Origin of the sequence: Bradyrhizobium sp. CIAT3101, assembly GCF_029714945.1 — a bacterium.
Classification (GTDB): domain Bacteria; phylum Pseudomonadota; class Alphaproteobacteria; order Rhizobiales; family Xanthobacteraceae; genus Bradyrhizobium.
This window is the reverse complement of record NZ_CP121634.1, coordinates 3203978-3229859: the sequence shown is the minus strand read 5'-3', so window position 1 is coordinate 3229859 and position 25882 is coordinate 3203978. Positions and strand designations below refer to the sequence as shown.

At 64.6% G+C, this 25882-nt stretch carries 22 protein-coding genes and 1 pseudogene; 16 read left to right on the top strand and 7 right to left on the bottom strand.

Annotation, left to right across the window (positions count from 1 at the left end; genetic code table 11):
- Nucleotides 1–44: 44 nt before the first annotated feature.
- Together QA645_RS15035 and QA645_RS15030 are read right to left on the bottom strand one after the other, a co-directional pair.
- Nucleotides 45–1460 (bottom strand): MFS transporter, encoded by a 1416-nt coding sequence (locus QA645_RS15035; RefSeq protein WP_283051163.1) that lies wholly within the window; start codon nucleotides 1458–1460, stop codon nucleotides 45–47.
- A 132-nt stretch (nucleotides 1461–1592) separates the two neighbouring features.
- Nucleotides 1593–2099, bottom strand: a complete 507-nt coding sequence (locus QA645_RS15030; RefSeq protein ID WP_283051161.1) for a ferritin-like domain-containing protein — start codon at nucleotides 2097–2099, stop codon at nucleotides 1593–1595.
- Nucleotides 2100–2527: 428 nt separating this feature from the next.
- Here QA645_RS15030 and QA645_RS15025 point away from each other — a divergent pair, with 428 nt between their 5' ends.
- The 14 genes and pseudogenes from QA645_RS15025 to QA645_RS14965 all read left to right on the top strand — a co-directional run bounded on the left by QA645_RS15025 (nucleotide 2528) and on the right by QA645_RS14965 (nucleotide 20296).
- Nucleotides 2528–3610 (top strand): YbhN family protein, encoded by a 1083-nt coding sequence (locus tag QA645_RS15025; RefSeq protein ID WP_254194511.1) that lies wholly within the window; start codon nucleotides 2528–2530, stop codon nucleotides 3608–3610.
- Between the two features lie 98 nt (nucleotides 3611–3708).
- A complete protein-coding gene (locus QA645_RS15020; protein ID WP_283051158.1) occupies nucleotides 3709–5661 on the top strand; it encodes a hypothetical protein in 1953 nt (650 codons plus the stop codon).
- A 220-nt stretch (nucleotides 5662–5881) separates the two neighbouring features.
- Nucleotides 5882–7375, top strand: coding sequence for a DUF1800 domain-containing protein (locus QA645_RS15015; RefSeq protein WP_283053206.1), 1494 nt, complete (start codon nucleotides 5882–5884; stop codon nucleotides 7373–7375).
- Between the two features lie 15 nt (nucleotides 7376–7390).
- Nucleotides 7391–8584, top strand: coding sequence for a DUF1501 domain-containing protein (locus QA645_RS15010; protein WP_283051156.1), 1194 nt, complete (start codon nucleotides 7391–7393; stop codon nucleotides 8582–8584).
- Nucleotides 8585–8785: 201 nt separating this feature from the next.
- Entirely contained in the window at nucleotides 8786–10384 is a 1599-nt protein-coding gene (locus QA645_RS15005) for an alkaline phosphatase family protein (RefSeq protein WP_283051154.1), read from the top strand.
- Between the two features lie 249 nt (nucleotides 10385–10633).
- Nucleotides 10634–11974 (top strand): MFS transporter, encoded by a 1341-nt coding sequence (locus QA645_RS15000; RefSeq protein ID WP_283051152.1) that lies wholly within the window; start codon nucleotides 10634–10636, stop codon nucleotides 11972–11974.
- Between the two features lie 127 nt (nucleotides 11975–12101).
- Nucleotides 12102–13007, top strand: coding sequence for a LysR substrate-binding domain-containing protein (locus tag QA645_RS14995; RefSeq protein ID WP_254132621.1), 906 nt, complete (start codon nucleotides 12102–12104; stop codon nucleotides 13005–13007).
- A 128-nt stretch (nucleotides 13008–13135) separates the two neighbouring features.
- A complete protein-coding gene (gene kdgD, locus QA645_RS14990) occupies nucleotides 13136–14080 on the top strand; it encodes a 5-dehydro-4-deoxyglucarate dehydratase (protein WP_254194517.1) in 945 nt (314 codons plus the stop codon).
- A gap of 27 nt (nucleotides 14081–14107) precedes the next feature.
- Nucleotides 14108–15445 carry a glucarate dehydratase gene (gene gudD, locus QA645_RS14985; RefSeq protein WP_283051150.1) on the top strand — a complete coding sequence of 446 codons (1338 nt, stop codon included), beginning with the start codon at nucleotides 14108–14110 and terminating at the stop codon, nucleotides 15443–15445.
- A 23-nt stretch (nucleotides 15446–15468) separates the two neighbouring features.
- On the top strand, nucleotides 15469–16917 hold the full coding sequence (locus tag QA645_RS14980) for an aldehyde dehydrogenase family protein (RefSeq protein WP_254132624.1): 1449 nt from the start codon (nucleotides 15469–15471) through the stop codon (nucleotides 16915–16917).
- A gap of 129 nt (nucleotides 16918–17046) precedes the next feature.
- Nucleotides 17047–18588: a galactarate dehydratase gene (gene garD / locus QA645_RS14975; RefSeq protein ID WP_283051148.1), complete on the top strand. Its 1542-nt coding sequence runs from the start codon at nucleotides 17047–17049 to the stop codon at nucleotides 18586–18588.
- Between the two features lie 40 nt (nucleotides 18589–18628).
- Nucleotides 18629–18898: pseudogene (locus QA645_RS43340) on the top strand (mandelate racemase/muconate lactonizing enzyme family protein); the annotation flags it as partial.
- Nucleotides 18899–19145: 247 nt separating this feature from the next.
- On the top strand, nucleotides 19146–19835 hold the full coding sequence (locus tag QA645_RS43335) for a mandelate racemase/muconate lactonizing enzyme family protein (RefSeq protein WP_349253180.1): 690 nt from the start codon (nucleotides 19146–19148) through the stop codon (nucleotides 19833–19835).
- Nucleotides 19836–20026: 191 nt separating this feature from the next.
- Complete coding sequence (locus QA645_RS14965; RefSeq protein ID WP_283051146.1) at nucleotides 20027–20296, top strand: hypothetical protein; 270 nt, start codon at nucleotides 20027–20029, stop codon at nucleotides 20294–20296.
- A gap of 51 nt (nucleotides 20297–20347) precedes the next feature.
- Here QA645_RS14965 and QA645_RS14960 read toward each other — a convergent pair whose 3' ends face one another.
- Entirely contained in the window at nucleotides 20348–20704 is a 357-nt protein-coding gene (locus QA645_RS14960; RefSeq protein WP_254132631.1) for a hypothetical protein, read from the bottom strand.
- 352 nt (nucleotides 20705–21056) lie between these two features.
- Here QA645_RS14960 and QA645_RS14955 point away from each other — a divergent pair, with 352 nt between their 5' ends.
- The gene (locus QA645_RS14955; protein WP_283051144.1) at nucleotides 21057–22199 is read left to right on the top strand and encodes a hypothetical protein; all 1143 of its coding nucleotides are present in this window, start codon (nucleotides 21057–21059) and stop codon (nucleotides 22197–22199) included.
- Between the two features lie 30 nt (nucleotides 22200–22229).
- Here the strand turns inward: QA645_RS14955 and QA645_RS14950 are convergent, their stop codons facing one another.
- Both QA645_RS14950 and QA645_RS14945 read right to left on the bottom strand, forming a co-directional pair.
- Entirely contained in the window at nucleotides 22230–22826 is a 597-nt protein-coding gene (locus QA645_RS14950; RefSeq protein WP_254194524.1) for a DUF2147 domain-containing protein, read from the bottom strand.
- Nucleotides 22827–22934: 108 nt separating this feature from the next.
- Complete coding sequence (locus QA645_RS14945) at nucleotides 22935–23963, bottom strand: NAD(P)/FAD-dependent oxidoreductase (protein ID WP_283051141.1); 1029 nt, start codon at nucleotides 23961–23963, stop codon at nucleotides 22935–22937.
- Between the two features lie 182 nt (nucleotides 23964–24145).
- Between QA645_RS14945 and QA645_RS14940 the strand changes: the two genes are divergently transcribed.
- Nucleotides 24146–24613, top strand: coding sequence for a thioesterase family protein (locus QA645_RS14940; RefSeq protein ID WP_283051140.1), 468 nt, complete (start codon nucleotides 24146–24148; stop codon nucleotides 24611–24613).
- 64 nt (nucleotides 24614–24677) lie between these two features.
- Here the strand turns inward: QA645_RS14940 and QA645_RS14935 are convergent, their stop codons facing one another.
- Nucleotides 24678–24998 (bottom strand): 2Fe-2S iron-sulfur cluster-binding protein, encoded by a 321-nt coding sequence (locus QA645_RS14935; RefSeq protein ID WP_148775221.1) that lies wholly within the window; start codon nucleotides 24996–24998, stop codon nucleotides 24678–24680.
- A gap of 175 nt (nucleotides 24999–25173) precedes the next feature.
- Nucleotides 25174–25548 (bottom strand): Hpt domain-containing protein, encoded by a 375-nt coding sequence (locus tag QA645_RS14930; RefSeq protein WP_283051137.1) that lies wholly within the window; start codon nucleotides 25546–25548, stop codon nucleotides 25174–25176.
- Nucleotides 25549–25882 lie beyond the last annotated feature (334 nt).

The following is a 25882-nucleotide window of genomic DNA, read 5'->3' as shown; positions in this document are numbered from 1 at the left end:
TGCGCCGGTTACCGGAATGGTGAACAGGGAATGTGTGCGCTTACTCACATTTGTTCGCCGCCCGCCTTTGCACCGAAGCCGATCACGCCGGCCGCCAGCAGCAGCACGGCCGCTGATATAATTAGCGACTGGTGAAGGCCGATCATGAATGCGCTGTCGGAGGCTACCAGCGAACCGAACAGTGCAACGCCGAGGACACTGCCGGTCTGTCGCGTCGCGTTGAGCACACCCGCAGCGATACCGGAGCGCGCCTTCTCGACGCTGCCGAGCAAGGTGGAGGTGAGAGGCGGCACCAGGAGGCCAAGTCCGCCGCTGATCGCGATCATCTGCGCGAAGATCGCCCAGTAGCTCGTCTCCGGCTCGATCCAGAGCAGACCAAGACAGCCAAGCGCCGAGATACAGGCGCCGACAACGATGGTCGGGCACGGGCCGATGCGCTCGGCGAGGCGCGGCGCCAGCAGATTGACCGGCAACACCGCGCTCATCATCGGTACGAAGGCGAGCCCGGTCCACCAGGCCGACAGGCCGTTGATCCGCTGGAAGTAGAGACTGAGCACAAAGATCAGGCCGTAGATCGCGATATTGACGAGCAGGCCGACGACCGTGGTCAGGGTAAACAGCCGATGACTGAACAAGGACAACGGAAGCATCGGTTGCTCCGTGCGGCTCTCGCGCCAGACGAACAGCGTCGCGAAGACGGCGGCCGCCGCGAAGGCCGAAAGCACGAGCGGATGCTCCCAGCCAAGCACGCCGCCCTCGATGATCGCGCCGGCGAGCGCCCCCAGCGCGCCGATCGCGGCGAGCTGGCCAGGCAGATCGATCTCGCGCGAACGCGCCCGCGTGGTCTCTGTCGCATAGCGCCAGCTCAGCCACAGACCGGCGAGGCCGATCGGCAGATTGACGAGGAAGATCGCCCGCCAGCCGACCAGCGTGATCAGCGCGCCGCCGACGAAGGGACCGGCGGTCAGCGCCAGGCTTGCGCCCGCCGCCCAGACCGCGACGGCACGGCCGCGCGCGCGGTCGTCCGTATAGGCATGACTGAGCAACGCCAGCGAATTCGGCACCAGGATCGCCGCCGCCAGCCCCTGGACCAGCCGCGCGCCGATCAGCACGACGGCGTTGGGCGACAGCGCGCAGGCGAGCGAGGCCGCGGTGAAGATCGCGAACCCCGCCATGAAGATGCGCTTGGCGCCGATCCGGTCGCCGAGTGCGCCGGCCGTAAGGATGAAGGCGGCAAAGGCGATGGTGTAGGCGCTCACCACCCATTGCAGCTCGGCAACGCCGCCGCCGAGCGTTTTGCTCATCGCATCGAGCGCGGTGTTGACGATGGTGACGTCGAGCTGCACCACGCCGTAGCCGAGGCTCATCGCCGCCAGCGTCAGCGAGGTCGCAAGGCGCGAAGCGGTGCGCGTGGCATCCTTCGCGCCGAAGGTTTCATATTTGATGGTGTTGGCTCGCATGCTGCCACCTCGATTGCAGCCCCATGCGACATATACGCCTCCGGCCCGCCATCATGTTTCGACAATGACCGAATGATGGATGCGCGAGCGCCGCGCGGACGACCGCGCGGCGCTTTTGCGGCTAGGCCGGCGTTAGCTCGCGGCCCGCAGGTTCACCTTGCTCTCGGCAAGCGTCGTCAGTTTCTTGTCGGTCGCCTTCTCTTCCTCGAGCGTTTTGGCCAGCACGGCAGCACAGTCGCTGCGACCGAGCTGCTTGGCCCAGGCGATCAGGCTGCCGTAACGGACGATCTCGTAATGCTCGGCGGCCTGCGCCGCGTTGATCAGCGCGGCGTCGAGCACCGCCTTGTCCGCGACCTCGCCGGCGGTCTCGTCGGCCTCCTCGATGATGCCGTCGATCGCCGGGCAGTCGACCGCCTTCACCTGGGCACCATGCATCTTGAACACTTCCTCGAGCCGCGTGACGTGCTGCCTGGTTTCTTCGAGGTGCGTCAAAAAGCCCTGCTTCAGCTGCGGATCGGTCGCCTTATTTGCCATTTTCGGCAGCGCCTTGGTGAGCTGCTGCTCGGCGTAATAGATGTCCTGTAGCTGATGCACGAACAGGTCGTTCATGGTCTTGATGTCTTTTGTGAACAGTCCCATCGTTCCGATCCTCGCAGGTTTCGGGAACACGGCAGCACCGGCCTGCACGAGAAGCCTGTGTTTTGCCGTGTTCGATTGCTGATGGGGCGCTAACCGATCCGCAGCAGCGTCGTTCCAAAAAATGCCCGGATCGTTTGCTTCGGAACAACGCTTGCGACCGCAGGATTTGAAACCATCTGAACATGCGGGTGCACGACGCAGGGTCGCTCCCTCGACTCATATGCTTAACGCGCGCGCCATGTGAACCACTTATGACAAAAACAGCCGGTCCGGCGCAGAACCAGTCGTTGTCAAGGGCTGCACAAGTCGCTGTTTTTGCCTTAAATGAGCTACATCATGCCTAGCGATCGACGCCCATTTCGGGCAGTGATCGCAACCGACCGGCCAATGTCTGGCCCGGTCGGTCTTGCCCCCCGCCGGGAGGATGAATGCACGGACTGCTGCCCGCGCTGAAACGCGGCTTCAAGAAATGGATCGGCTGGCGACGGCTCGGTATTGCCGCAAGCGTGATGATCATCGCCTTCGCGGTCACCACGCTGCTGCGGACCCTCAAGGGCATCGATACCGGCGTCATCCTGACCGCTTTGACCGATATTCCGCGCGGACATATCGGTCTGGCCGCGATCTGCGTGTTCTTCGCGTTCTGTACGCTGACGTTCTACGACTTTTTTGCACTGCGAACGATCGGCAAGAAGCACGTGCCCTACCGCATCGCAGCGCTGTCGAGCTTCACGTCCTATTCGATCGGCCACAACATCGGCGCCACCGTGTTCACGGGCGGCGCGATCCGTTTCCGGATTTACTCGGACTACGGGCTGAATGCGATCGACGTCGCCAAGATCTGTTTCCTCTCCGGCCTGACCTTCTGGCTCGGTAACATCTTCGTGCTCTCGATCGGCATGACCATCCACCCGGATGCGGCCTCCTACATGGATCAGCTGCCGTCGTCGATCAATCGGCTGATCGCGCTCGGCGGCCTCGCCTCGATCGCCGCCTATCTGGTCTGGCTCTGCATGGGCGACAAACGCCGCGAGCTCGGCCAGAAGGGCTGGAAGGTCGTGCTGCCGTCGGCGCCGCTGACGCTGGTGCAGATCCTGATCGGTGTGGTCGATCTCGGCTTCTGCGCGCTTGCGATGTACCTGCTGATGCCGGCCAATCCGCCGATCGACTTCCTGTCGCTCGCCGTGGTGTTCATCCTGGCGACGCTGCTGGGCTTTGCCAGCCACGCCCCGGGCTCGATCGGCGTGTTCGACGCCGCCATGCTGGTGGCACTGCCCGAATTCGGCCGCGAGCAACTGCTGGCAACCCTGCTCGTGTTCCGCATCCTCTATTTCGTGATCCCGTTCGGCCTCGCCATCTCCATTATGGGCACCCGCGAGCTCTGGATGAACGTCGTCCGGCCCTGGCAGGAGCGGCGGCGGCTGGCGGAAGCCTGCGCGCAGGCCAACCTGCCCAATCAGGTGACGCCGATGGAGCGCGAGCGATTGGTGCGCCAGGCCAGCAAGCGATAAGGCACGCCCGAGCCCGTAGGAGCCTCAGACAAAGGTTGCGGGGCGGAGAGTGATGCTCTCTTATTTCCGCCTCAACTTTGCCGTTGAAGACGCGGGCCATGATCCCTATTTCCCTACGCCGTTTGCTCTCGAGCGCCTTGCTGCTGGCCGGGCTCCTCACCGTTTTGCCGCTTCCGCGCGCCGTCGCGCAGGATGCCGGCGCCATGCAGATCACCTGGGAGGTCCGCAACCGCTTCCGCCTGTTCCGCGAGGAGCGCGACTTCCTGCTGCATGTCGAGAATGCGCGTAACCGCAGCATCCTCGCCGCCGAGCAGTCGCTGGAGCTGCAGAGCGAGGGCCGCGGCTGGGCCCGCAACATGGTCAACCGCCTCTGCATCGATCTCCAGGGCCGGGTCAACCAGCCCTGCACGCGCGACAACGTCAAAGAGAACTACATCACCCCGATCGACCACCCCATCACCGTGCGCCTTGCCGGCGCGGTGCCGGTCGGCGCCACCTGCGCGTGGACGTTCGACGACGGCGACGGACCGCAGACCTCGACCTTCGACTGCGCCGAACCGGTCAATCTGCGGGTCCGCTATGGCAAGCAGACGGTGGCGAGCGTCGACGTCTCCTCCGGCTCCGATCCGAGCCAGCGCATCCAGACCGAGATCCAGGTCCGCGACATCTTCATCGCCGGCCTTGGCGACAGCATTGCCTCCGGCGAGGGCAATCCGGACCGGCCGCTGGCGCTGTCGGACGAGGGGTTTTGCTTCCGCTCCTATCTCGGCACCGCCGGCGGACAGTATTACCGGCCGAGCCGCGCCGGCTTCAAGGGCGGTCGCGCCTGCGAGGCACCGGATACGCTTGCCAATTGGCAGCACTACAGCGCGCTCTGGCTCAACTCGCCCTGCCACCGCTCGCTCTACAGCTACCAGACCCGCACCGCGCTCGCGCTCGCGGTACGCTACACCCATATCGCCGTCACCTATCTGCCGCTCGCCTGCACCGGCGCCAGCATCAGCGACGGGCTGCTCGGCTCGCAGCGCGCCCGCGAATGCCCGCCCGGCAAGTCCGGCGTCTGCAACACCAGCGTCAATGCCCAGGTTGCGGAGTTGCGCGAGGCGGTCACCGCGGCCAAGAAGCGCCAGCCGGATCGCAATCTCGATCTGGTGCTGCTCTCGATCGGCGCCAACGACGTCTACTTCTCCGGCCTCGTCGCCGACGTCATCGTCGATACCGCGACTGAACGCGCGCTGTTCCGCCGCTCCGGCGTGATGGCGAGCGTCGACGATTCACGCGATGCGCTCCAGCGCGAGCTGCCGAAGAATTTCGTCAAGCTGCGCGAGGAGCTGAAGCCGCTGCTCGGCGGCGACCTCTCGCACGTGGTCTACGTCTCCTACGCCAATCCGGCGCTCGCTGATGGCGGCGTGCCCTGCCGCGGCGGCCGCGCCGGCTTCGACGTTCATCCCGCCTTCAATGCCGATCCCCAACGTCTCGCCCGCGTCTCGACCTTCGTCGACACCGAGTTCCTGCCGCAGCTGAAAGGGCTCGCAACCTGCACGCAGGGCGCGCTGTGCCGCGATCCCGAGGCTGACCGAATGACCTTCGTCGACACGCACCAGGCTGCGTTCGCGGATCACGGCTTTTGCGCTCATTCCGGCAATGATCCCGAGTTCGACCGCACCTGCTTCGCCGAGAACGGCCAGAGCTTCAATCCGGACATCGTCAGCGCGGCGAGCCAGCCGATGCTGTGCGGCCGGGGCGCCTCGGAATATCGCGCCTACCTGCCGCGCGCGCGCTGGATCCGCGATGCCAATGACAGCTATTTTGCCGCGATGACCTATCCGCAAGGATTGCCGGCGGCGAGCCAGCCGAACGACATCCACGACGCGACCTGGGGCGTGCTGTCGGCCGTCTATGGCGGCGCCGTGCATCCGAGCGCCGAAGGCCACGCGGCGATGGCGGACGCCACACTGCCGGCCGCGAGCGCGGTGCTGGGCCTGGATGCCGTGCCGCCAGGCGTCACGCGCGGACTATTGGGCCCACTCCTGCCGGCCGCTCGGCAATAGCGGAATTGGGGGCAACGGAACCACCGTTGCCGCTCGCTAGAAATTGATGCGCTGCCGTCAATTGAGTCCATTCCATTCAGGGCAGGTTCAGCCGGCCGGCGCATGATGACGCACGCGTCATGGCATGTGGGCGTCCTCATGCAGTCCGAACCCGTCGGGACCGATCGTGGATAGCAGAAGCGGATGTCGTCGGCTGCACTGGTCGCGCGTTGCGGCGTTCGTGGCGCTCGCTGCGGGCCTGCACCCGAACACGACCCGCGCCGACGACCTCAATCCGCACGATCTCGCTCTGCTCGATCGGCTGACCTTTGGCGTCAGTACCGCGAGTGCCGCGCACATGCACGGCCTTGGTGCCGAACGCTGGCTGCAGGAGCAGTTGCATCCCGCCGGCAATCCGGTTTTGCCCGACGCGGCCAAGGCGCAGATCGACGCGATGCCCGACGTCCACAGCTTCCCGTTCGACATTGCGGTTGCCTTCGAGCAGCAATCCAAGAGCGCCAATCAGGTCGCCGATCCCGAGCAGAAGAAAGCCGCGCAGCAGGTCTTTCAGCAGGCGATGAACGATCGCGCCAAGCAGGCGGCGGCCCGTACTATCCTGCGCGCGCTCTATGCGCCCGACCAGCTGCGCGAGCGCATGGTCTGGTTCTGGTTCAATCATTTCAATGTCCACCAGTACAAATCGAATCTGCGCATACTGGTCGGCGACTACGTCGATCATGCCCTTCGTCCGAACTCGCTCGGCAAGTTTCGCGACCTGCTCGCCGCGACCGTTCGTCATCCCGCGATGCTGCGCTATCTCGACAACGCCGACAACGCGGCAGGCCATCTGAACGAGAACTACGCCCGCGAGATCATGGAGCTGCACACCATGGGCGTCGGCTCCGGCTACACCCAGGCCGACGTCGAGGCGCTCGCGAAGATCCTCACCGGGGTCGGCATCGACACCAAGCCGGAAGACCCGAAGCTCAAGCCGGAATTGCAGTCCCAGCTCGTGCGCGAGGGCGCCTTCGAGTTCAATCCGTCCCGTCACGACTACAGCGACAAGACCTTTCTCGGCCACACCATCAAGGGCCGTGGACTTGCCGAGGTCGACGAGGCCATCGACATTCTGGTCCGCCATCCGGCGACCGCGAGCCATGTCTCGCGCAAGATCGCGACCTATTTCGTCTCGGACAATCCGCCCGAGACGCTGGTGCAGCGGATGGCGCAGAGCTTCAAATCCACCGACGGCGACATTGCGTCGGTCCTCGCAACGATGATCCATTCGAGCGAATTCGAGGCCGCGCTGAAACCCGGCACGCGCTTCAAGGATCCCGTGCAATACGTGCTGTCGGCCGTCCGCCTCGCCTATGACGACCGGGTCATCCTGAACACGGCGCCGATCCAGGGCTGGATCAATCGCCTCGGCGAGGGCCTGTTCAACCACGAGACGCCGGATGGCTACGCGCTGACCTCGGCATCGTGGAACGGCCCTGGACAGATGATGGTGCGCTTCGAGATCGCGCGCCAGATCGGATCGGGCTCGTCCGGCCTGTTCAAATCGGACGGACCGAACCCGGTCGAGCAGCCCGCGTTCCCGCTGCTCCAGAATGCACTCTACTTCAACGGCCTTCGCAAGACGCTGGGCCCCGCGACCTTGGCCTCGCTCGACCGGGCGATTTCACCGCAGGACTGGAACACGCTGTTCCTGTCGTCACCGGAATTCATGCACTGAGCTACGGAGATCACCATGAACCGTCGCGAGCTGATCAAGACCTTTGCCGCACTCGCGCCGCTCACGGTGGCAGGCCGCGTCTGGGCCGCGCCGGCAACCGATGCCCGTATGCTCGTGGTGTTCCTGCGCGGCGCCTATGACGCAGCGAATGTCGTGGTGCCGGTCTCCAGCGAATTCTATCGGGCATCGCGACCGACGCTCGCCATTGCCAAGCCCGATCTCGGCAATCCCAACGCCGCGCTTTCGCTCGACGCCGATTGGGGACTGCATCCGGCCCTGCGCGACAGCATCTATCCGCTCTGGGCCAAACGCGAGATCGCCTTCATTCCCTTCGCCGGCACCAGCGACGACCTGACCCGGAGCCATTTCGAGACCCAGGACACGATCGAGCTCGGCCAGTCGGCCTCCGGCTCGCGCGACTATCGTTCGGGCTTCATGAGCCGGCTCGCCACCGAGCTGACGCGGGTCAAGCCGATCGCGTTCACCGACCAGCTCCCGCTGATCTTCCGCGGCAAATCGCAGGTGCCGAACACCGGCATCAACAACGTCGCCAAACCCGGCGTCGACGACCGTCAGGCCGATCTGATCAAGAAGATGTATGCCCAGTCCAACCTGGCGTCCTCGGTGTCGGAAGGCTTTCGCGTGCGCGACGACGTCTACCGCTCGGTCTCCGAGGAGATGAATGCCGCCAATCGCGGCGCCGTCTCGCCGCGCGGCTTCGAATTGTCGGCCCGCCGTATCGGCCGATTGATGCGCGAGCAGTTCAACCTCGGCTTCGTCGACGTCGGCGGCTGGGACACCCATGTCAACCAGGGTGCCGCCAACGGCTATCTCGCCGACCGGCTCGGCGAGCTCGGGCGCGCCCTCGTCGGCTTCTCCGAGGAAGTCGGGCCGGCCGCGTGGCGCGATACGGTGGTGGTCATAATCTCGGAATTCGGCCGCACCTTCCGCGAGAACGGCGACCGCGGCACCGATCACGGCCATGGCAGCGTCTATTGGGTGCTCGGTGGCGGCATCAATGGCGGCCGCATTCTCGGCGAGCAGGTCAAGGTCGAACAGCCGCATCTGTTCCAGAACCGCGACTATCCCGTGCTGACCGATTATCGCGCGCTGTTTGCCGATCTGTTCGGCCACGTCTTCGGCCTCGGCAACGACAGCATCCAGCGCATCTTCACCGGCGTGCACCCGACGAACCTGGCATTAGTTTGAGTTGACGATCGCGCGCACAGAAAAATTTTCGCGTGCCACGTAGTCGCGACGTCATCCAACGGTCATCGCCGTTACCTAGTTTTCCCAACGCTACAATTTGACGCAGGTGTTGACGCACGTGGCGGGAGCGCAAGCTCCCCGCTGCGCGTGGTCGTGCGCCTGCACGTCAATCCGCAACAGACATCATTGGGGAGCTCAATCATGACGATCGAAAAGCGGCCGCGCGCGGCCGTCGCAATCGCTTTTGCCTCGACCCTTGGTCTTTCGCTGCTGGCCCCTTCGTTCGCCCGCGCGGACGATAAGGACAAGGGCGACATCAAGCATGTGCTGCTGATCAGCGTCGACGGCATGCATGAGGTCGATCTGCAGCGCTATGTCAGCTCTCACCCCTCGTCGAGCTTGGCCAGGCTGCTCGCGCATGGCGTCCATTTCGCCGATGCGCACACCTCTCGCCCCTCGGACTCCTTCCCTGGTCTCCTTGCATTCATGACCGGAGGGACGCCGAAAACCCACGGCGTGTTCTATGACGATTCCTACGACCGCACGCTGTTCGCGCCCGGCAGCAACTGCCAGGGCAGCCCCGGAACCGAGACGCTGTTCGATGAATCGATCGACTACGACTTGACCAAGCTCGACGGCGGCGGCCCTGCCGGCTCCAGTCATATCGATCCGACGCATCTGCCGATGCGCCTGACGAACGGCAAATGCGAACCGGTCTATCCGCATCAGTTCCAGAGGCTCAACACCATCATGGAAGTGATCCACGAGGCCGGTCGGCGCACGGCCTGGTCGGACAAGCATCCCGCTTACGAGATCATCAGCGGTCCGTCCGGCAAGGGCCTCGACGAGCTCTATGCGCCCGAGATCAACTCGACCTCGGTGCCGGGTCAACCCGGCGCGGACTGGACCACCGACCCGAGCTTCACGCGCACCTACGACCAGCTCAAGGTCACGGCCGTGCTCAACTGGATCAAGGGCTTTGATCACACCGGCAAGACCAAGACCGGCGTTCCCGCGATCTTCGGCATGAACTTCCAGGCCGTCAGCGTCGGCCAGAAAGTGACCGCCGACGGATATCTTGACGCCGCGGCGACGCCGAGCCCGCAGCTCCAGGCATCGCTCGACTTCGTCGACGCCTCGCTCGGCCAGATGCTCGATGCGCTGGCGGACCAGCACCTCGCGCGCGACACCCTGGTGATCGTCGGCGCCAAGCACGGCCAGTCGCCGATCGACGTCAACAAGCTGCACATGCTGACCGGCAGCACCAATCCGAAGTTGGGCGGCGGCGCGCGCGCCGACGTGACCGATCCGGCCGATTTGTTGACCAATGGGGGCGTCACGCTGGCCCAGGAAACCGCCGACGACGTTGCGCTGATCTGGCTGAAGAACCAGGGTGATGCCGAGAAGGCCGTCGCAATCCTCGAAGCCGACCGCAAAGGCAGCAACAAGGCTCACATCGAGAAAATCTATGCCGGTGAGGATTTGGTCGATCGGTTCGGCGATCCGGCCGGCGGCCGTACGCCTGACATCATCATCCAGCCGATCGCCGGCACGATCTACAGCAAGAGCAAGGCCAAGATCGCCGAACATGGCGGTTTCGCCGAGGACGACACGCATGTCCTGCTCGTCGTCTCCAATCCAAAGCTCGCGCCCACAGTCGTTCGCGAGCGCGTCGCGAACCGGCAGGTGGCGCCCACCATCCTGAAAGCGCTCGGCCTCGAGCCGGACGATCTCGAGGCGGTGCGCGGCGAGGACCATACGCGCCTGCTGCCGGGCGTGCGGCTGCGCGACCGGGACTGACCCTTCAAAGAAGCGCGGGAGGACCACAGTCCTCCCGCCACATTCACATCGTCGCCCGCCTTTGTGCGCAATTGCGCACTGAAACGGGCGACGCCTTTTCTCCTGGCGGTCACACTCCGTTCCCGCTCCCTGCCGTTCCATCAATTCAAAAACGGCATCAATCGATACTCCCTTGAACTTGGACACTTTCCCGCGTGCGCCTCTAGGAGTCGCAGCGAGGAAACATTTCAAGTTCTAAGGAGGCGCCTGATGAGCGCAGTGGTGTCCGCAACGGACGTGAGGAGGTCTCGCGTCAGGCTGTTCATCGTGACCATGCTGTTCCTGGTCACGACAGTGAACTACGCTGACCGCGCCACGCTCTCGATCGCAGGCGCCGCGCTCGCCAAGGAACTGCATCTCGATCCCGTCGCCATGGGCTGGATCTTCTCGGCCTTCGGCTGGTCCTATGTAGCCGCACAAGTGCCGGGCGGCTGGCTGCTCGACCGCTACGGCTCGCGCCTCGTCTATGCCTTCAGCATCATCGTCTGGTCGCTGTTCACGATGATGCAGGGCTGGGTCGGCTTCTTCAGCGCCGGCACTGCCGTCGCCGTGCTGTTCGCGCTGCGGCTCCTGGTCGGCGTTGCGGAAGCACCGTCCTTCCCCGCCAATGCCCGCATCGTCGCGGCTTGGTTTCCCGGAAATGAGCGCGGCACCGCATCGGCCTTCTTCAATTCCGGGCAATATTTCGCCACCGTGATCTTCGCGCCGCTGATGGGCTGGATCGCCCATGATTACGGCTGGCGCTACGTGTTCTTCGTCATGGGCGGGCTCGGCGTCATCATGGGCCTCGTCTGGGTCAAGACCGTTTACGGGCCGAAGGAGCATCCCGGCGTCAACGAGGCCGAGTTCGACTACATCAAGGACGGCGGCGCGCTGGTCGATCTCGACGCACCCAAGGACGAGCGCGCGCCGGACTCCGGTCCGAAATGGGACCATATCCGCCAGTTGCTTTCCAACCGCATGATGCTCGGCGTCTATCTCGGCCAGTACTGCATCAACACGCTGACCTACTTCTTCCTGACCTGGTTCCCGGTCTACCTCGTCAAGGAGCGTGGCCTGTCGATCCTGCAAGCCGGTTTCGTCGCGACGCTGCCCGCGCTGTGCGGCTTCATCGGCGGCGTGCTCGGCGGCGTCATCTCAGACGCCATCCTGCGCAAGACCGGTTCGCTGACCATGGCGCGCAAGATCCCGATCGTCGGCGGCATGCTGCTGTCGATGTCCATCATCGCCTGCAACTATGTCGACGGCCAGGCGCTGGTGGTCGGCTTCATGGCGCTCGCCTTCTTCGGCAAGGGCATCGGCGCGCTCGGCTGGGCGGTCGTCTCCGACACCTCCCCCAAGGAAGCCGGCGGCGTCTCCGGCGGCCTGTTCAACTCCTTCGGCAACCTCTCCTCGATCACCACGCCCATCGTGATCGGCTACATCGTGGCCGCGACCGGCTCCTTCAACGGTGCCCTGGTGTTCGTCGGCATCAACGCGCTGGTGGCCGCGGTCGCCTACCTCGTCGTGGTCGGCAAGATCGAGCGGGTGGTGCTCAAACGTTCCTCCTGAGCGCTCCGAGTGATCGGAGCGGGACAGGCAACTCAACGGCGGCCCTCAAAAGCCGCCGTCTTTGTTTTGGGGATGATCGATGCTAGAAGTGCCGGGGAAACGCCTTATTCATCTAAGGCATGTATCGATGTTCGACCTCAACCAGCTCCGCTGTTTCGTCACGGTGGCGGAGGAACTGCACTTCGGCCGCGCCGCCGCGCGGCTGAACATGACCCAGCCGCCGCTGTCCCGGCAGATCCAGGTGCTGGAGCACATCATCGACGCACCGCTGCTGGAGCGCACCAGCCGCTCGGTGCGCCTGACGCCGGCCGGGCGCAGCTTCCTGCCCGAGGCCCGTCGCATCCTGAAGCTCGCGGAGAGCGCCTCGCAGGTCGCCCGCCGCATCGCGCTCGGCAAGACCGGCTCGCTGAAGATCGGCTTTACGGCTGCAGCCGCTTACGGCTTCCTGCCCGAGCTGGTCGCGGCCTGCCGCGCCAAGCTCCCGGAGGTCGATTTCTCGCTGAAGGAGATGGTCTCGGGCGATCAGTTCGAGGCGCTGACCTCGGGCCAGATCGATGCCGGCCTGCTGCGGCCGCCGATCGCGCGGCCCGAACTGACCAGCCGCCGCGTCGTCGCCGAGCCCCTGCTCGCCGCGATCCCGAAAAAGCATCCGCTGGCCAATGCCGACAGCATCACCATCAAGGATTTCGACGACCAGCCCTTCGTGATGTATTCGCCCTATGAGAGCCGCTACTTCCACGATCTCCTGGTGGCGCTGTTCACCCGCGCCGACATCCTGCCGCGCTACGTCCAGCATCTGAGCCAGATCCACTCGATCCTGGCGATGGTGCGCGCCGGCCTTGGCCTCGCCATCGTGCCGGCCGCGGCCGCCGGCCTGAAAATCTCCGACGTTCGGCTGCGCCCCCTGAAGCTACGCAACCGCGTTCCGGTCGAGCTCTTCATGGTCTGGCGCCGCGACGACGAGAATCCGCTGCTGTCCGCGCTGGTCAAAATCGCCAGCGAACTATCCTCCGCCGAGGTGGTGGAAGATTGATGCTCAATCCGCATCGGTCGATATAGGCTTTGGCTTGGACGCGCATCGAACGGTTGCCTAAACAGCTGCGCATGGACGCGCGCCTCAGGTTGCGTCCCCGATAAACACGAGAGCAGGGAGCAGCGCCCATGAGCAAGATGACCCCGCAGGAAATGGCCCAGAAGATCGGATCCGGCCTCCTGTCCTTCCCCGTCACGCCGTTCAAGGCGGACTATTCCTTCGACGAGGCGACCTACCGCGCCAACATGGATTGGCTGTGCGGCTATGATGTCGCGGGTCTGTTCGCCGCCGGCGGCACCGGCGAGTTCTTTTCGCTGACCCCGACCGAAGTTCCGCAGGTGGTCAAGGTCGCCGTCGAGGAGACCAAGGGCCGCGTGCCCGTGCTCGCCGGCACCGGCTACGGCACGGCGATCGCCCGCGAGATCGCTGTTGGCGCCGAGAAGGCCGGCGCTGACGGCCTGCTGCTGCTGCCGCCCTACCTCACCCATTCCGAACAGGAAGGCCTTGCCGCTCACGTCGAGGCCGTCTGCGCCGCCGTCAAGATCGGCGTCATCGTCTACAACCGCGACAACGCCATCCTCCAGCCCGACACGGTCGCCCGCCTCGCCGAGCGCTGCCCGAACCTCGTCGGCTACAAGGACGGCATCGGCGACATCGAACTGATGACCCGCGTCTACACCAAGCTCGGCGACCGCCTGACCTATGTCGGTGGCCTGCCGACCGCCGAGACGTTCGCGCTGCCCTATCTCGACATGGGCGTGACGACCTATTCCTCGGCCGTGTTCAACTTCGTGCCGGAATTCGCCACCAATTTCTACGCCGCGGTGCGCAAGCGTGACCACGCGACCATCCACGCCGGCCTGAAGGATTTCATCCTGCCGCTGATCGCGATCCGCAACCGCAAGAAGGGTTATGCGGTCTCGATCATCAAGGCCGGCATGAAGGTGATCGGCCGCGATTCCGGCCCGGTCCGGCCGCCGCTGACCGATCTCACCGAGCAGGAGATTGCGGAACTGACCGCGCTGGTGAAGAATCTGCCCGCCGCAGGATCGACACAACAGGCGGCAGAATAAAAACAACACAACAAGGAGGAGCGTGCAATGGTCGAAGTTTCCGGCGCACCAATCGTCACAACGATGCAGGTGATCCCGGTCGCGGGCCGCGACAGCATGCTCCTCAATCTGAGCGGCGCGCATGCGCCGTTCTTCACCCGCAACATCGTCATCCTCACCGACAATGCCGGTCACACCGGCGTCGGCGAGGTGCCGGGCGGACAGAAGATCTGGCAGACGCTCCAGGACGCCCGCGATCTCGTGATCGGCAAGACCGTCGGCGCGATGAACAACATCCTCGCCGACATCCGCACCACCTTCGCCGACCGCGACGCCGGCGGCCGCGGCAAGCAGACGTTTGACCTTCGCGTGATGATTCATGCGGTCACGGCGATCGAATCCGCCCTGCTCGACCTGCTCGGCCAGCACCTCAATCTTCCTGTCGCGGCGCTGCTCGGCGAAGGCCAGCAGCGCAAGAGCGTCGAGACGCTCGGCTACCTCTTCTTCGTCGGCGACCGGCGCAAGAGCAAGCTCGACTACGTCCAGGGCGAGACCGGCAAGCCCGACTGGTTCAACCTCCGCCATCAGGAAGCGATGACACCTGGGACGGTGGTGCGGCTCGCGGAAGCCACCCAGGACCATTACGGCTTCGCCGACTTCAAGCTGAAAGGCGGCGTGCTCCGCGGCGAGCAGGAGATCGAGGCTGTCACGGCGATCGCAAAGCGCTTTCCCGATGCGCGCGTTACGCTCGATCCGAACGGCGCCTGGTCGCTCGACGAGGCCATCGGCCTCTGCAAGAACATGCACGGCATCCTCGCCTATGCCGAGGATCCCTGCGGCGCCGAGGCCGGCTTCTCCGGCCGCGAGATCATGGCCGAGTTCCGCCGCGCCACGGGCTTGCCGACCGCAACCAATATGATCGCGACCGACTGGCGCCAGCTTAGCCACGCGCTGCGCCTGGGTGCGGTGGACATTCCGCTCGCCGACCCCCATTTCTGGACCATGCAGGGCTCGGTGCGCGTCGCCCAGACCTGCCGTGACAATGGCCTGACCTGGGGCTCGCACTCCAACAACCATTTTGACATTTCGCTCGCGATGTTCACCCATGTCGGCGCCGCGGCCCCCGGCAAGGTCACCGCGATCGACACCCACTGGATCTGGCAGGATGGCCAGGCGCTCACCAAGGAGCCGCTGCAGATCAAGGGCGGCAAGATCACGGTCCCGGATCGCCCAGGCCTCGGCATCGAGATTGACCGTGCGGCCATCGAGGCCGCACATGAACTTTACAAGCAGCATGGACTCGGCGCCCGAGATGACGCTATGGCCATGCAGGACCTGATCCCCGGCTGGACCTTCGACGACAAGCGTCCTTGCCTCGTGCGTTAGAAAACTTTCCCTGGAGGAACGAGATGACTGCGATCCTGAAGAACTTCATCGGCGGTGAATGGGTCGACGGCTCCGGCGTCACCAAGAACATCAACCCCTCCAACACCAACGATCTGGTCGGCGAATACGCCAAGGCCGACAAGGCGCAGACCGAGAAGGCGATCGCGGCCGCGAAAGCCGCCTTCCCCGCCTGGGCCCAGTCGACGCCTCAGGTGCGCTACGACGCGCTGAACAAGATTTCTCTCGAGATCCTCGCCCGCAAGGAAGAGCTCGGCCGTCTGCTTGCCCGCGAGGAAGGCAAGACGCTCCCCGAGGGTATCGGCGAGGTCGCCCGCGCCGGCCAGATCTTTGCGTTCTTCGCCGGAGAGGCGCTGCGCCTGATCGGCGAAAAGGGCGCCTCGGTGCGTCCCGGCCTCGACGTCGAGCTCACCCGCGAGCCCGTCGGCGTCGTCGGCATGATCACGCCCTGGAATTTCCCGATCGCGATCCCGGCCTGGAAGATCGCGCCCGCGCTCTGCTACGGCAACACGGTGGTGTTCAAGCCGGCCGAACTGGTGCCCGGCTCGGCGCATGCGCTGTCCGAGATCATCACGCGCTCCGGCATTCCGGCAGGCGTCTTCAACCTCGTGGTCGGCTCCGGCTCCGTGGTCGGCCAGACCCTGCTCGACCACCCTGACGTGGCGGCGATCTCCTTCACCGGCTCGGTGCAGACCGGCCGCAAGATCGCGCAGGCCTGCGTGCTCTCGAACCCGATGAAGAAGTTCCAGCTCGAGATGGGCGGCAAGAACCCGCTGGTCGTGCTCGACGACGCCGATCTCAAGACCGCCGTCGAGGTCGCCGTCAACGGCGCCTATTTCTCGACCGGCCAGCGCTGCACGGCGTCGTCCCGCCTGATCGTCACCGAAGGCATCCATGACCGCTTCGTCGCGGCGGTGGCCGAGCGCCTGAACAGCCTGTCGGTCGACGACGCGCTCAAGGCCGGCGTCCATATCGGCCCGGTGGTCGACCAGAGCCAGCTCGACCAGGACCTCCGCTATATCAAGATCGGCCAGGACGAAGGCGCCAAGCTCGCCTTCGGCGGCGAGCTGCTCAAGCGCGAGACGCCCGGCCACTATCTCGCGCCGGCGCTGTTCACCGAAGCCAACAACAACATGCGCATCGCGCGTGAAGAGATCTTCGGGCCCGTTGCGGCCGTCATCCGCGCCAAGAACTACGACGAGGCGCTGGCGATCTCCAACGACACCGAGTTCGGCCTCGCCTCCGGCATCTGCACCACCAGCCTGAAATACGCCTCGCACTACAAGCGCAACAGCGAGTCCGGCATGGTGATGGTCAATCTGCCGACCGCCGGCGTCGACTATCACGTGCCGTTCGGCGGCCGGAAGGGCTCGAGCTACGGTGCCCGCGAGCAGGGCTCCTATGCGCGCGAGTTCTACACAACGGTGAAGACGGCCTATACCTATCCCGGCTAACCACAAGGAAGACATCGTAGGGTGGGCAAAGCGAAGCGTGCCCACGGCTTACGTTCGGTATGAAGCATGGTGGGCACGGCGCATTGCGCCTTTGCCCACCCTACGACTTCAGTTTCTGAGGTACAGCAGATGGATCAGGACGTCGCAGCAAAAGAACAGCCCCGCTACATCAAGCTCAACGCGCGCGACAACGTCGCGATCGTCGTGAATGATTTCGGGCTTCCCGCCGGCTCTCGCTTCGCCTGCGGACTGACGCTGCGCGCCTTCGTCCCGCAGGGACACAAGACGGCGCTGGCCGACATCGCCGAAGGCGCGCCGATCATCCGCTATGGCGAGGTGATCGGCTACGCGCTCTCGCCGATCCTGGCCGGCGAATGGGTGGATGAGGCGCGCATCCGCATGCCGGAGGCCCCTGCCCTCGACAAGCTCGAAATTTCCACCGCCGTGCCTGCGCCGCTGCCGCCGCTCGAAGGCTTCACCTTCGAAGGCTTTCGTAATCCCGACGGCTCGGTCGGCACCAAGAACATCCTCGGCATCTCCTCCTCCGTGCAATGCGTCAAGGGCACGATGGAATATGCGGTGAAGCGCATCCGCGCCGAGCTGTTGCCGAAATACCCGAACGTCGATGACGTCGTGCCGCTGACACACGCTTATGGCTGCGGCGTTGCTATCACAGCGCCCGATGCGGTGGTGCCGATCCGCACGCTGCAGAACCTCGCGCTCAACCCGAATTTCGGCGGCGAGATCCTGGTCATCAGTCTCGGCTGCGAGAAGCTTGCGCCCGAGCGGCTGGTGCCCGAAGGCATCAGCGACGCCATCGTGCGCATGCAGGACGAAGCCTTCGACGGCTTTGGCGCGATCGTCGATGCGATAATGACGCAAGCGGAAGCCCGCCTGAAGATCCTCAACAAGCGTACCCGCGAGACCTGCCCGGCTGCCGATCTCGTGATCGGCCTGCAATGCGGCGGCAGTGACGCATTCTCCGGCGTCACGGCGAACCCCGCCCTCGGCTTCGCCGCCGATCTCCTGGTGCGCGCAGGCGCCACCGTGATGTTCTCGGAAGTCACCGAGGTGCGCGACGCCATCCAGCTTCTCACCCGCCGCGCCATCAACGAGGACGTCGGCCGCGCGCTGGTGCGTGAGATGGCCTGGTACGATTCCTATCTGGCGCGCGGCGGTGCCGATCGCAGCGCCAACACCACCCCCGGTAACAAGAAGGGCGGCCTCGCCAACATCGTCGAAAAATCATTGGGCTCGATCGTCAAGTCCGGCTCGTCAGCCATCACCGGCGTGCTCTCGCCCGGCCAGAAGGCGACGCAGAAGGGCATGCTGTTCGCGGCAACGCCGGCTTCCGACTTCATCTGCGGCACGCTCCAGCTTGCCTCCGGCATGACCTTGCAGGTGTTCACCACCGGCCGCGGCACGCCTTACGGCCTCGCGGCGGCGCCCGTGATCAAGGTCGCGACCCGCACCGAGCTGGCGCGACGCTGGAAGGACCTGATCGATTTCGACGCGGGCGGCATCGCGACCGGCGAGAAGACGATCGAGGAAACCGGCTGGGACCTGTTCCGCCTGATCCTCGACGTCGCCTCCGGCCGTACCAAGCCGTGGTCGGATCGCTGGGGCATTCACAACGACCTCACGCTGTTCAATCCGGCACCGGTGACCTGAGCGCCGGCAACTCGTCCAAGAGGACTCCAAGAGGACCTCGATGTCCCGCGTCACGACCCTGCGCACGATCCGCATCGACGAGCGGCCGAACCTGATCTGGGTCGAGATCGAAACCGACGAGGGACTGACCGGCCTCGGCGAAAGCTTTCGCGGCGCGCAAGCGGTCGAGGCGGCCGTGCACGAACTCGCGGCGCCGCTGGTGCTCGGCCAGGACTCCCGCCGCATCGAGGCGATCTCGCGCCAGTTGCTGACGCCCTATCTCGGCTTTCACAGCGTCAGCGCCGAGGTGCGCGCGGCCAGCGCCATCGACATCGCGCTGTGGGACCTCAAGGGCCAGCGTCACGGCATTCCCGTGCACGAGGCTCTCGGCGGCGCCAGCCGGCTCGAGATCCGCGCCTACAACACCTGCGCCGGCTATGCCTACAACACGAAAAGCTCGAAGCGCCGCGAGATCGGCGCGGACGATGCCGCGCTCGGCCCCTACGACGATCAGATCGCCTTCATGCGCGATGCCCGGGACGCTTGCCGAAAGCCTTCTGAGCGAAGGCTACGGCGCCATGAAGATCTGGCCGTTCGATCCGTTTGCCGCGAATGGCGGTCATGCGATCTCGCTGACAGATCTCAAAACCGGACTGGAGCCGTTCCGCAAGATCCGCGACGCCGTCGGCGATCGCATCGAGATCATGTGCGAGCTGCACAGCCTGTGGGGCATGCACACCGCCGAACGCATCTGCCGCGCGCTCGAAGATTACGGCGTGTTCTGGGTCGAGGATCCCCTCAACAAGATGGACGACGTGCAGGGCCTTGCCGATCTCAGGCGGCGCGTGAAGACACCGATCTGCGGCAGCGAGACGCTGGCGGGTGCGGCGAGCTTCCGCAATCTGCTCGCGGCCGATGCGGTCGACGTCGTGATGCTCGACATCGCCTGGTGCGGCGGCCTGAGCGAGGCGCGCAAGATCGCGGCGTTGAGCGAGGCCTACAACAAGCCGCTTGCGCCGCATGACTGCACCGGACCCGTGGCGCTGATGGCGGGGCTGCATCTGGCGCTGCATGCGCCGACGGCGATCTTCCAGGAGGTCGTGCGCGCGACGCTGTCGACCTGGTATCGCGACCTCGTCACGGCGCTGCCCGTCGTGACCAACGGCATCGTATCGGCACCGACGGCCCCCGGTCTCGGGCTCGCGCTCAATCCGGATTTGCGCCGCCGCGCCGACGCGGTGGTGCGAGAAACCAAACTCGGCGCGTAAAGCACGATCGTCCGTCTGTCGCGAAACCTTGCTGAAACATTGGCGCGGAAAATTTCTTCCTCGTTTCGTCCTGCCGTCGCACGCAACCAAATTGACCCGCCCGCGGAAGACGAATGTTCGCACACAAGCGAACCTGCTGCGGCACTGCCGCGACCAAACCTCCGATTGATATCTTCAACGGAGATTTTGAAATGCGTATTCTCTCGATGATTGCCGTTGCCGGCGCAATGATTGCAAGCACAGCCAGCGCATTTGCCGGCGAGCTCCCCTCTTACGAGGCGAAGTCGTTTCCGATCTCGACGGTGCAGGTTCAGGTGCTCGGCGGCGCCGGCGTCGAGGAGCAATCGACTGCGCCCGCGATGATCGTCGCCGGCATGCCGGCCTCGCCCGCGCAGATGTCGGTGCTGTCGCCGCGCGTCAAGCGGCTCGCCAGCGTGAGCTCCGACAGCGAGGCGCGCTAAGCTTTTCGCCCTATGCGACGCCCGCATCTGATGCGGGCGTCGCAGGTATTTTCAGGTCATGCTGCCCGGCATGAAGCAGCGCACGCGCGGGTGGCCGTCGATATAGTGCTTCCACACCATGGTGCGGCCGATCTTGTTCGGCTCGGTGATGACAGCGCCGTCGGGCACGACGACCCACTCCTCGTCGAGAAGCACACGATAGTGTCCCTTGTCGGACTCCCAGTCGACATCGGCGACGACATAGCCGTCGGCATCCGAACAGCACTGTCCGTACTGGCTGCGCAGGCTCTCGAACCAGGGTTTTAACGGCGAGTTGGCATAGCGCCCGTCGTCACGCGCCAACGCCGATGTCGCCAGCAGCATTGTCAGTCCCAGCAACGTCGCCGCACACGGTCTTGCGAGTTTCATAACGTCATCTCACGGATCGAAGTTGGCGCCGCGAGGAACAGGCGACGTCGCTCGCGCCCTCGAACAGGCACGGCAGCGGCGACTCGCTCCTCCGGCGGATTTGCCGATAGCTATGCAAATCCAGCGCCACCGCGCATTCCGGGGAACTACTGGCGCGGCCGCCTTCCTCGATCCGACTGCACGTCCTGCATGTGTGATGTGCCGACGCTCCGCCGCGCCTCACTTCGGAGGCTTTCCTTGTCGTGTCAGGACGTGTACGAAGCGGGCGCGGACGCGCCCGCCATCCGCTTAACCGACTGTTTCGAATGGAAGAATTGGGTATCGGCGTGACAGGCCTTGGACCGTCAGCGCTATGAGTGACTCGAGGGACCTGCTTCCCGGTCAACAGGACCCGACCGATTTGCCCGCAAACCAGGTGCAGTTTGCGCTGGTGATTTCGCGCATGCTCGAGACGGTGAAAGACGACGCCGAAGCCCGGCGGCAGATGGTCTACGATCTCGCCCGCTACAAGCTCCAGGAGCAGTTCACCTACGCCGACGCGAAAAACATCGAGCAGATGAAGCAGGCCCTCGAGGTCGCGATCGATGAGGTCGAGAAGTTTTCGCGCGAACAGGCGCCGCTTGAGCGCTTGCCGCCGCAGCAACTCACGTCATCCAGGGTCACCGAAGCAGGCACTCTTCTGGTCTCCGGCGATACAACGGTTTTGCCTTCGGGGATCAAGTCCCGCAGCAAGCTGCCAGTGGTCTCTGGTCCGCTCTGGCCTGTGATCAAGCGGACGGCGGCCATCCTGCTCGTCGTTGGCGCAACCGTCGTGATCGTCTCGCAGCGAGACCGGATCGCCGCGCTGCGCCGGCAGATGTCGTCGCAGACGCCGGAGATCGCACAGGTCGCGCCAAAACCCGAGACGACGATCACGGTGGCCAAGCCGGAAATGGTGCCCTCTCCGCCGCCTCCACCCACGCGCGTGCTTCCCAGCGATTACGGCATCTATGCCTTGATCGACGACAAGTCGCTGGCTGAGCTGAACGCGACCGGCGTGATGGCGCCGGACATGCGCATTGCGATTTCACCGGAATTCAAGAAGCCCGATCGGCCGCACCTGCCGAACGGCCACGTCAAGTTCATCGTGTTCCGCCGGGATATTGCAAATGTGATCCCCGAGCGCGTCGAGGTCCGCCTTGTCGCGAAGGTCAAGGAGTTTTCGACCGACGCCGCAGGCAAGACGACGAGTGGCGGAGACGACGTCGGCGTGATCCGCAACTTCTCTTACCCGTTCCGGATCTCGCCGATTCCGGGGAAAGCCGAAATGTACGAGCTGCACGCCAGTGATGTGGAGCTCGAGCTTCCGCCGGGACATTACGTCCTGAGCCTGGGACCGCAGGCCTATTATTTTCAGGTCGACGGCGAGATCACCGATCCCCGGCAATGCCTCGAGCGCGTCGTTGCCGGCAACGGCACGTTCTACGCGCCTTGCAAGAAGGCGCGGACGTATTGATGTCCGTTGCCCGGGCGGCGTGAAAGCCGTCTACTTCTTGGCCGCCGGCGCCATCATCATCGCGCCACCTTTTTTGGTCGCGGGCACGGGCGCCGGCTTGGTCGCGGCGGCCTGCGCGGGGAGATATTTCGCGATGATGGCGGGATCGACTTCGGCCATACTTGTATCCGGCAAACGCTGCCAGGTCTCGTCCTTGCCGAACAGGGAAATGCCGAGGAAGCCGCGCATGGTCAGGACCTGACCATCCGGGCTCACCGTCATCTTGGCCTTCCAGATGTTGCCGTCACGCGGATTGACGACGTTGCCGCCCTCATACTTCAACCCGTCACGCTTCATGTCGCGGATGAAGGAGAGGCCGAGCACCGGCTGGTTCTTGCGATCGTCCGTGCATTTCGTGCAGGCTTCGTTCGGATCGTCGCCGGGGCGCGGAAACGTCTTGGCGATGACGCCTTCGAAGATGCCGTTGTGGTCGATGAAGAGGAACCAGCCCACCGTCTTGCCGTCCTCGACCTTCTGCCAGAGACCCGCAGCGGTTGGCTGCTGCGCTTGTGCCGCAGTCGGGCGCGCCGCGCCGAGCGACAGCGCGAGGAACGCGATCAGCCCAAAGCTGGAAAAGAGTTTCCGCATTATGATCACCTTGCTAAGCCGCCACTGCAATGGCCGCAGACTACGGCGATTTCGCGAACGATTCCAGCACCAGGAACATGGGGCATCGCTCGTCCGCTCCCGTCGCGATCAGTTGACACCGAGCTTCTTTTGCAGGCTGGAGGACGAGGTCGTGTACTGGAACACGAGCCGCTTCTCCGGATACACGTAGCGGTGGGCTTTTTGCGACATCAGTGCGCCCTCGTGGAAGCCGCACAGGATCAGCTTGATCTTGCCGGGATAGGTGTTGATGTCGCCGATGGCGAAGATGCCCGATACGTTGGTTTCGAACGCAGAGGTCTCGACCGGCACCAGATTGTTCTCCAGCGCAATGCCCCAGTTCGCGACGGGGCCGAGCTTCATGGTCAGGCCGAAGAACGGCAGCATGGTGTCGCAGGCGATATCGCTGACATTGTTGTCGTTGCCCTTGACGGTGGCACCGGTCAGCTTGCCATCGGCGCCCGAGAGCGCGGTGACCTGGCCGAGCCGCAAGTCCATCTTGCCACTGGCGACCAGCGCGCGCATCTGCTCGACGCTGTGGGGCGCGGCACGAAAATCGTCGCGCCGGTGCAGCAGCGTGATGCGCTTCGCCAACGGATGCAGATTGAGCGTCCAGTCGAGCGCGGAATCGCCGCCGCCGACGATCAGCACATTCTTGTCGCGGAACGTTTCCATCTTGCGCACGGCGTAGTGCACCGAGGTGCCTTCGTACGCTTCGATCCCCGGCACCGGCGGACGCTTGGGCTGGAACGAGCCGCCACCGGCCGCGATCACCACCACCTTGCATTCGAACACCTTGCCGGCGTCGGTGGTGCAGCGAAACGCGGGATCGCCGATCTTCTCCACGGTCTCGATCATCTCGCCGAGATGGAAGGTCGGATGGAACGGCTTGATCTGCTCCATCAGCGCCTCGGTGAGGCCCTGCCCCGAAACCTGCGGGATGCCGGGAATGTCGTAGATCGGCTTTTCCGGATAGAGCTCGGCGCACTGGCCGCCGACCTTGTCGAGGATGTCGACGAAATGCGCCTTCATGTCGAGAAGGCCAAGCTCGAAAGCGGCGAACAGACCGCAAGGGCCAGCGCCAATAATCAGCACATCGGTTTTGATCACGTCGCTCATGTCGTCTCTTTATCGGTCGTTATCGGTTGGACGGCGCCCGGCGGGCAGAGGTGACCCTGACTGTCTAGCCAACGGGGATGGATCAGGGAAGGCATAAAAGCGGGAGCGCCCCGCAGCCGCGCCCACTTGCCGGGTCAAAATAACTGGGCTGTAACGAGGTTGGATATGACGGAGATCAATCGGTGAACGCACCAAGCCGCCTCGATACGACGCCGCGCCTGGAGGACTTCCCTTTTCGCCTCAGTGACAACGTCCGCTTCGGCGATCTCGACCCGAACCAGCACGTCAACAACGCGGTCTACGCCACCTATTTCGAGACCGGCCGCGTCACGCTGATGAAGCTCCCGGAATACGGGCTGACACCGCCGGGGCTCGCCTGGATCATGGTGCGGCTCGACATCCATTTCCGCGCCGAGCTGCACTGGCCGAACACGATCGAACTCGGCCTCGGCGTGGTCAAGCTCGGGCGCACGTCAGTGACCTTCGAGCAGGTCGTGTTTTCGAACGGGACCTGCATCGCGTCGGCGACGTCCGTCGGCGTCTTGCTCGACGAGGCGACGCGCCGGCCGGCACCCCTGACCGCAGAGGTGATCGGGAAATTCAAACCCTGGCTCAAGCGCGGCATCGAGGTCACGCCGCCGAGCACTTAAGTGCATGATCCGGAAAAGTGTGTAGCGGTTTTCCGGAAAGATCATGCTCTCTTGGAGGGACGGATCAGGCCTGACGTTCCGGCGTCGACACCACGAGCCCGTCGAGCTCGTCGGCGACCTTGATCTGGCAGGACAGGCGCGAGTTCGGGCGCACGTCGAAGCCGAAGTCGAGCATGTCCTCTTCCATCGGCGTCGGGCTGCCAACCTTCTCGCGCCAGGCTTCGTCGACATAGACATGACAGGTCGCGCAGGCGCAGGCGCCGCCGCATTCGGCTTCGATGCCGGGAATGCTGTTGCGGATGGCGGCTTCCATCACGGTCGCGCCGTTCTCGACATCCACCGTGCGGGTTTCGCCCTTGTGGTCGACAAAGTGAATTTTGGCCATGGGTGCTCGTGCTGCCGCGATCTGGGGAAAAAGGAGGGTCCGGGCTGTCCTATAACGGGTCGGTCAGGGCAGCGCCATAGCGTTTTCAAGCGAAGTGGATACCGGTTCGCGGGAAGAAAACGCGTCAAAACAAAAGACTAATGCGCAAGTCCCCGACTTCCAAGGGGGCGCCGGCCTAGTGCTTGAGGATGCTCGCGATGGCCGCGCGAACCTCGGCGACCGCCTCTTTCAGCGCGGCGAAGGCGTGGGGCTGGTTGTGGCCGATCCGGATCGCGGTTTCCAGGCTGGCGGCGGCATCCGCCACCGCAAAGGCGCCGATCCCACGCGCCGAGCCCTTGAGCTTGTGCGCGAGCGCGCCGGTCTCGGCCGGCAGCGCCGTCATCGCCGCGATCAGCCGGACCGCCTGCTCGGCGAACATCGCGAGCACTTCCTGCTCCAGCTCGGCATCGCCGAGCGTCATCCGCGCGAGGTGGTCGAGGTCGAGGGGGCTGTCGATGGGCGCAAGCGGGGGCGAGGGCATCCAGTCCATCCGTTGCAGTTCAGGCGTCATGGCGCAGGCCCCGGCATCGCGCGACGGTCCGCCGGTCCGGCGGTTCGCCCCCACCGAAGCATGGAAATGGTTAACGAAGTGTTTGCGCCGTTTTACGCAAATCCGCCCGTTTATTGACGAAAAGTTGCCGCAATCGACCGAGTTCCGTGGAGAATTTCATTTAGGCCTAAGGTGTTACGGCGCGATCCTGTTAACGATGATTAAGATTGTATTAATCGCGGGCATTTCATTCGCGACGCTCTGCCAATAGGATGTTGCGGAAATTGGCGGACAAGCCGTCCGGGTGGGGACGGCTCGGAGATCCGCGCAAGCGGCATGATCCGGTCTGTGGGCT